The 6294-nt window shown below is 70.2% G+C and carries 7 protein-coding genes; 3 read left to right on the top strand and 4 right to left on the bottom strand.

Going from position 1 to position 6294, the window contains the following annotated elements:
- Positions 1-368: 368 nt before the first annotated feature.
- Positions 369-1031, bottom strand: a complete 663-nt coding sequence (locus tag AB0D57_RS46870; protein WP_362088639.1) for a TetR/AcrR family transcriptional regulator — start codon at positions 1029-1031, stop codon at positions 369-371.
- 116 nt (positions 1032-1147) lie between these two features.
- On the opposite strand from AB0D57_RS46870, the gene AB0D57_RS46865 reads away from it, so the two are divergent.
- From AB0D57_RS46865 to AB0D57_RS46855, 3 genes are all read left to right on the top strand, one after another.
- Entirely contained in the window at positions 1148-1702 is a 555-nt protein-coding gene (locus AB0D57_RS46865; RefSeq protein ID WP_362088638.1) for an NAD(P)H-dependent oxidoreductase, read from the top strand.
- A gap of 113 nt (positions 1703-1815) precedes the next feature.
- Positions 1816-2493 carry an AIM24 family protein gene (locus AB0D57_RS46860; protein ID WP_362088637.1) on the top strand — a complete coding sequence of 226 codons (678 nt, stop codon included), beginning with the start codon at positions 1816-1818 and terminating at the stop codon, positions 2491-2493.
- Positions 2494-2608: 115 nt separating this feature from the next.
- On the top strand, positions 2609-3235 hold the full coding sequence (locus AB0D57_RS46855) for an alpha-ketoglutarate-dependent dioxygenase AlkB (RefSeq protein WP_362088636.1): 627 nt from the start codon (positions 2609-2611) through the stop codon (positions 3233-3235).
- 15 nt (positions 3236-3250) lie between these two features.
- On the opposite strand, the gene AB0D57_RS46850 is transcribed toward AB0D57_RS46855, so the two are convergent.
- The 3 genes from AB0D57_RS46850 to AB0D57_RS46840 all read right to left on the bottom strand — a co-directional run bounded on the left by AB0D57_RS46850 (position 3251) and on the right by AB0D57_RS46840 (position 6091).
- Positions 3251-3919: a nitroreductase family protein gene (locus tag AB0D57_RS46850; RefSeq protein WP_362088640.1), complete on the bottom strand. Its 669-nt coding sequence runs from the start codon at positions 3917-3919 to the stop codon at positions 3251-3253.
- Positions 3920-4046: 127 nt separating this feature from the next.
- Entirely contained in the window at positions 4047-4649 is a 603-nt protein-coding gene (locus AB0D57_RS46845) for a TetR family transcriptional regulator (RefSeq protein WP_362088635.1), read from the bottom strand.
- Positions 4646-6091 carry an MDR family MFS transporter gene (locus AB0D57_RS46840; RefSeq protein ID WP_362088634.1) on the bottom strand — a complete coding sequence of 482 codons (1446 nt, stop codon included), beginning with the start codon at positions 6089-6091 and terminating at the stop codon, positions 4646-4648. Before AB0D57_RS46840 ends, AB0D57_RS46845 begins: the two co-directional genes overlap by 4 nt.
- Positions 6092-6294 lie beyond the last annotated feature (203 nt).

The following is a 6294-nucleotide window of genomic DNA, read 5'->3' as shown; positions in this document are numbered from 1 at the left end:
CGGTGCCGAGCGTCACCATCACGACGACGCCCTTGCGTCCCTTGCCGGCGCCGAAGCTGTGGTGTACGTGGGTCTGCGCCCGGTGCGGCGAGAGGGCGTGCATGGCGTCGCGAGGCAGGCGGGAATGTGACGACAGGGCCTACGGGGCCCGCTCCTCATGCTCCGCGCCGAGCCGGGCGTCCGCGATCGGCGCTGGCCCATTGGAGTACCCGGACGAACCTCAAAACCGGGACTCGGCGCACGCGCCACCGAGTGAATGGACCCGTGTCACCGAGCTGCTCTGCGCGAAGGTCTGGGCGGCGTCATGGTGCTGGAGGGCGACGCCGGTATCGGCAAGACGGCGCCGCTGGTGGACATCGGCGTCTGACTCAACCTCGTTCAACCGGGCAGGCGCTGCGGGTCACCAGGTCGTACCAGCCGGCCTCGAGCCGCTCGATGGTCATCCCCCGCTGCCGGGTCAAGTGGTGGATGAGGGCGGCTTCCAGGTAGCCCATGAGGGTCTGGGCGAGGAGTTCGATGTCGGCGGTCGGGACGGCCTCGCGCAGGAGCATGGCGACATGGGTGAAGCGAACGCGGTACGGAGCGGAGTTGAAGCGACGGGAGGCGTCCGATTCGGCGGCGAGGTGCAGGTCCAGCTGATCGGAGGTCAGGCGCAGGGCACGGCAGCCGAAGGCATGCAGGCGGTCCACCGGTGACGCGCCGGGGCCCAGTGGGGGTGGGCCGCTGAGGAAGGCGGCCTGGAACTGCTGCTCGGTGTGGTCGAGGAGAGCCATCAGCAGGCCGGTGCGATCGCCGAAGCGCCGGAAGACGGTTCCCTTTCCCACCGAGGCCGCGCAGGCCACGGCGTCCATCGTCACGTTGGCCACCCCGTGCTCCGCCACCAGGCGGGCCGCGGCCTCCAGCAGACGCGCGCGGTTGCGGGCGGCGTCGGCCCGCAGCTGCGGCCCGTCCGGCCTGGACGTCAGCTCCAGCGGAACAGGCTCTTCGGAGGGTTCCTGCCGCTTCGGGAACGGCGGAAGTGGGGTGGACATGAACACAGCGTAACGGCACACCGGGATAACTGGACCGCGGTCCGCTACAGTGATACAAAATTCAACGGACCTCGGTCCGTTTTGTTGCCGCATTGTTTCGTCCCCGGGAGTTACCCATGTCCGTACGTATCCTCGCGCTCGTCGGCAGCCTGCGCGCCGGCTCCCACAACCGCCAGCTCGCGGAGGCCGCCGTCAAGCTCGCCCCCGAGGGTGCCGAGATCGAGCTGTTCGAAGGACTGGCCGAGATCCCCTTCTACAACGAGGACCTCGACGTCGAGGGCAGCGTGCCCGCCGCCGCCGTCCGGCTGCGTGAGGCCGCCGGCCAGGCCGACGGCTTCCTGCTCTTCTCGCCGGAGTACAACGGCACGATCCCGGCCGTCCTGAAGAACGCCATCGACTGGCTGTCGCGCCCCTACGGCGCCGGCGCCTTCACCGGCAAGCCGGTCGCCGTGATCGGCACCGCGTTCGGCCAGTTCGGCGGCGTCTGGGCACAGGACGAGGCCCGCAAGGCCGTGGGCATCGCCGGCGGCACCGTCCTGGAAGACGTCAAACTCTCCATCCCCGGCTCCGTGACCCGGTTCGCCGACACCCACCCGGTCGACGACGCCGAGGTCGCGGGCCAGCTCGCCGAGGTCGTCGAGCGCCTCCACAGCCAGGCCGTCGCCGCCTGACAACTGCCGTAGGGGCCGGTCGGGTTCACCCGGACCGGCCCTTCGCGCATCCCCAACCACGCCTGGATGCGCACGATCTGGCGGAACGAAGCCCTCCGGGCCAAGATGCCCGCATGAAGGGTGATCTCTTTTCCAGTGACCACATGGTGCAGCCCGCCGTCGCGCCGGGCATGACCATCCAGAACGCCAAGTCGATCAAGTACGCCGTCAACGGCGACATGCTCGCACGCCAGGGGGCGATGGTCGCCTACCGGGGGAATCTCCAGTTCGAGCGCAAGGGCCAGGGCGTGGGCGGCATGCTCAAGCGGGCGGTCACCGGCGAGGGACTTCCGCTGATGACCGTACGCGGGCAGGGCGAGGCCTGGTTCGCGCACGAGGCGCAGAACTGCTTCATCGTCGATATCGAGCCGGGCGACGTGTTCACCGTCAACGGCCGCCATGTCCTGTGCTTCGATTCCACGCTGTCGTACGAGATAAAGACCGTGAAGGGCGCGGGCGTCACCGGCGGCGGCCTGTTCAACAGCGTCTTCAGCGGCCACGGCAGGCTGGGCCTCGTCTGTGACGGCAACCCGCTGGTCATCCCCGTATCGCCGCAACAGCCGGTGTACGTCGATACGGACGCGGTCGTCGGCTGGACCGCCCATCTGCACACCTCGCTGCACCGCTCACAGTCGATCGGCTCGATGATCCGCGGTGGCTCCGGCGAGGCCGTACAGCTCAAGCTGGACGGCGACGACTTCGTCGTGGTACGCCCCAGCGAGGTGACACCGCAGAAGGCGCAGCAGCACTGAGCACAGGGAGAACGAAGGGGCCCCGCCACCCGGCAGGGGCCCCTTCTGCGTCGCGGGGGACGGCAAAGCCGACAAGATATGGAACAGATATTCGATTACGAGGTACCCTGGACGCATGTCCACGCACCTCCAGGGCTCACTCTTCGACCAGACCGACGAGACCCACCTCGGTCCGTTGACCGGGCTGCACAGGACCGTGCTGGGTGACGGGGCCTGGATCGACCTGATGCCCCTGTGGCTCGGTGGGGCCGACGCGCTCTTCGCGCGGCTCGTCGCCGAGGTGCCGTGGCGGGCGGAGCGCCGGCAGATGTACGAGCACGTGGTGGACGTACCGCGGCTGCTCGCCTACTACCGGGCCGGCGACACGCTGCCGCACCCGGTCCTCGACGAGGCACGGGACGCGCTGTCCGCGCACTACGCCGATGAGCTGGGCGAACCCTTCACCACAGCGGGTCTTTGCTACTACCGGGACGGCCGTGACAGCGTGGCCTGGCACGGGGACCGGATCGGGCGGGGCGCGCGGGAGGACACCATGGTCGCGATTCTCTCCGTGGGCGCCCCGCGTGACCTGCTGCTGCGCCCGCGCCACGGCGGGGACACCGTACGGCGCCCCCTCGGACACGGCGACCTGATCGTGATGGGCGGCTCCTGCCAGCGCACCTGGGAGCACGCCATTCCCAAGACGGCACGTGCGGCCGGACCGCGGATCAGCATCCAGTTCCGGCCGCACGGAGTGAACTGACCACCGCCCTACGCGCTACCAGCGGTCCCAGTGAACGACGTCGGCGACCGGCCGCCGCCGCACCGGACCGAACCTTCCGACGGGCCACCCGACGGGGACGACGGCGAAGGTCCGCATGTCCTCGGGGATGTCCAGCTCCCGCTTCCACTCCTCTTCGAGGAAGAGGTGCCAGATGGTGAGGTTGGCGGCGAGACCGAGGCCGCGCGCGGCGAGCAGCAGGTTCTGCACGCCCGGGTAGACGCACGAGCCCTCCGCGAGGGCGGCGAAGCGCTCCTGTCCGGCACCCATGCGGGCGCTCGCTTCCGGACCGAGTTCCTCGGCCCAGATCCGCAGGCCGTCCGGGTCGAGGCGCGGCTCCGGGAAGCGATAGCAGGGGATGACCAGTGCGGGGGTTTCGGCGAAGTGGTCGCGCTGGTACTCGATGGCGGCCACCATCCGCGCGTACGCCGCCTCGTCCATGCCCTCGGGCGCGTACTTGCCGGTGGTCGCCAGGTACGCGTCCACGCACCGGCGCCACAGGGGTGCGAGGCGCGTCATGACGTCGGGGTCGGTGACGACGACGTACTCGTAGCACTGCATGTTCCCGCCGCTGGGCCCCCACACGGCGGCCTGTACGAGTTGTTCCAGCACCGCGCGCGGAACGGGGTCCGGCTTGAGCCGGCGCATCGCGCGCATCGTCGACATGGTGTCGAGGAGTCCGGGCTGCTGAGCAGCCAACTCCCCTGCGCTGTCAGTGGCGTTCGTGTACGTGAAAGTCTTCATGATCACGGATCATAGGTGTGCGTCGGCGGGCGCGTCAGGGCCACCGGCCTCACGGCGTCAGGAGTGCCTGCACCGTCGGGCCGTAGCGGTCGATGATGTCCTCGATCGCGGTCGCGCGCAGACGGGTGCCCCGCGCGATGCCGTACATCACGCCGAGGCCGAGCAGGGTGCTGAGGACGAGTTCGGCGCGCAGGCCCGCGTCGGGGCCGGTGAGGCGCAGGGCGAGACGGTCGCTGACCTGGGCGCGGAAGTTGGCGCGCAGTATGTCGCCCTGCTCGCCCTGGAGCGGGGCGAAAATGATCCGCAGGATCGGGTCGGCGCCGTGCTGGGCCTGGCCGACCAGCAGTTGGCGGACCATGTGGCGGCCGAGGTCCTCGAGGGGCGCGTCCAGGAGGCCGGTCGCGTCCGTCTCGAAGGACATGACCCGCGCGAAGAGCGCGTCCTTGTTGCCGAAGTACTTGAGGATCAGCGGCGCACTCACGCCCGCCCGGTCGGCGATCGCCTTGAGCGTGATGTCCGCGTGGGCGTACCTGGCCAGCAGATGGCGGGCCGCCCGGAGGATCGCCGCCTTCGTCGCCTCGGCGTCGCGGCGCGGCGCGGCGGCGGCAGCGGGTGCCGTGAGGCCGGGGGGCGGGGTGGTCACGGTGCTCATGCTCCTTCCAGCGCCTCGTCGCGAGGCGCTTCCGTACCGGTGGAGGTCCGTCGGGCGCCCGGGATGGCGGGGTCGGCGGGGATGACGAGGGCGGCGGCACAGGCCACCAGGGCGACCGTACCCGCCATGGCGAAAGCCAGCAGATAGCCGTGCAGCGTCGCTATCGGGGCGCCGCCGACCAGGCTGGTGTGGTGGACGAGGATGGCCGCGACGGCGGCGCTGCTCACGGCCTGCCCGATGGTGCGCATCAGCACGTTGACGCCGTTCGCCGACGCGGTCTGCCCGGCGGGCACGGCACGCAGGATCAGGGTGGGCAGGGCGGAGTAGGAGAGGGTGGTGCCCGTGGCGCAGACCGCGGAGGCCAGAATGATCACCCATAGATCGCGGCTGTCGATGATGCGTATGCCATAGCCGAGGGCGATGATCAGGGTCCCGACGGCCAGCGTCACGCGGGCGCCGCGGGCCGCCGAGAGACGCGCCGAGACGGGCGAGAGCAGCAGCATGATCACCCCGCCGGGCAGCATGATCAGACCCGTCGCCACGATGGACAGCCCGAGTCCGTAGCCGGTCTCCTTGGGCGCCTGCACCAGCTGCGCCGTCACCAGGGAGTTGGCGTAGAAGGCGAATCCGGTCAGCAGCGCGGCTACGTGGGGCAGGGCGACCCGTGGGCTGGTGGCCAGCTTCAGGTCGACCAGCGGGCGTCGGGCGCGCAGCTGTTGCGCCCACCACAGGCCGAGGACGCAGACGCAGCCGACGAGCAGGCCCAGGATCCGGGGGCTGGTCCAGCCCCATTGACCGCCCTGCGAGACACCCAGCAGCAGGCAGGAGAGTCCCACGGCCAGGCCCAGCGCGCCGAGTGTGTCGAAGCGGCCCGGCTCGCGGACGGGCGACTCGCGCACCGACCACCAGGCCAGCGTCGTTCCGATGGCGCCGAGCGCGGTCGTCGCCCAGAACATGACGTGCCAGTTGGCGTACTGGACGATCAGCGCGGCGAGCGGCAGGCCCAGCGCGGCACCGATTCCCACGGTGGAGCTCATCAGCGCCACCGCGGAACCCGTACGGTCGGGCGGCAGTTCGTCCCGCAGGATGCTGATCGACAGCGGTACGACGGCCGCCGCCGCACCCTGCAGGGCGCGCGCCGCGATGAGCACACGGATGTCGGACGTGAGGGCGCACATCAGCGCGCCCAGCGTCATCATCCCGAGGGCGAGGAGCAGCACGCGCTTCTTGCCGTACATGTCGCCGGCGCGCCCCAGTACAGGGGTCAGGACCGCTCCCGCCAGCAGCGTCGCCGTCACCATCCAGGACACGGCGCCCGCCGATGCTCCGGTCAGTCGCGGCAGGTCGGGCAGCAGCGGCACCACCACCGTCTGCATGACGGCCATGAGAATCCCGCCGAACGCGAGGACCGGGACCGTCAGCCGATCACGCAGTGCCGCCATGAACACTCCAGGAGTCGACGCGCACATCGGTGAATAGTGATTCACCCTAGTGGTGAATCACTATTCACTCAACGCGCGCGCTCCTTGCGGAAGGGCGGCTGATCAGCGCGCGGCGTCAGATGCGGTGCATCGCAAGGCGGAGGGACGTCCGCATACTGGATGTATGCGGACGTTCCGACAACGCGGCGAGGTGCCGTAGCTGT

The organism is Streptomyces sp. NPDC048275 (assembly GCF_040652275.1).
In the GTDB taxonomy this organism is placed as follows: domain Bacteria; phylum Actinomycetota; class Actinomycetes; order Streptomycetales; family Streptomycetaceae; genus Streptomyces.
This window is presented reverse-complemented; position numbering and strand designations above follow the sequence as displayed.

Bases quoted from the DNA above. Each gene is read 5' to 3' on its own strand.
- AB0D57_RS46860 (WP_362088637.1), top strand. From the start codon at position 1,816: ATGAAGGGTGATCTCTTTTCCAGTGACCACATGGTGCAGCCCGCCGTC.
- AB0D57_RS46870 (WP_362088639.1), bottom strand. From the start codon at position 1,031: ATGTCCACCCCACTTCCGCCGTTCCCGAAGCGGCAGGAACCCTCCGAA.
- AB0D57_RS46840 (WP_362088634.1), bottom strand. From the start codon at position 6,091: ATGGCGGCACTGCGTGATCGGCTGACGGTCCCGGTCCTCGCGTTCGGC.
- AB0D57_RS46855 (WP_362088636.1), top strand. From the start codon at position 2,609: ATGTCCACGCACCTCCAGGGCTCACTCTTCGACCAGACCGACGAGACC.
- AB0D57_RS46845 (WP_362088635.1), bottom strand. From the start codon at position 4,649: ATGAGCACCGTGACCACCCCGCCCCCCGGCCTCACGGCACCCGCTGCC.
- AB0D57_RS46850 (WP_362088640.1), bottom strand. From the start codon at position 3,919: ATGTCGACGATGCGCGCGATGCGCCGGCTCAAGCCGGACCCCGTTCCG.
- AB0D57_RS46865 (WP_362088638.1), top strand. From the start codon at position 1,148: ATGTCCGTACGTATCCTCGCGCTCGTCGGCAGCCTGCGCGCCGGCTCC.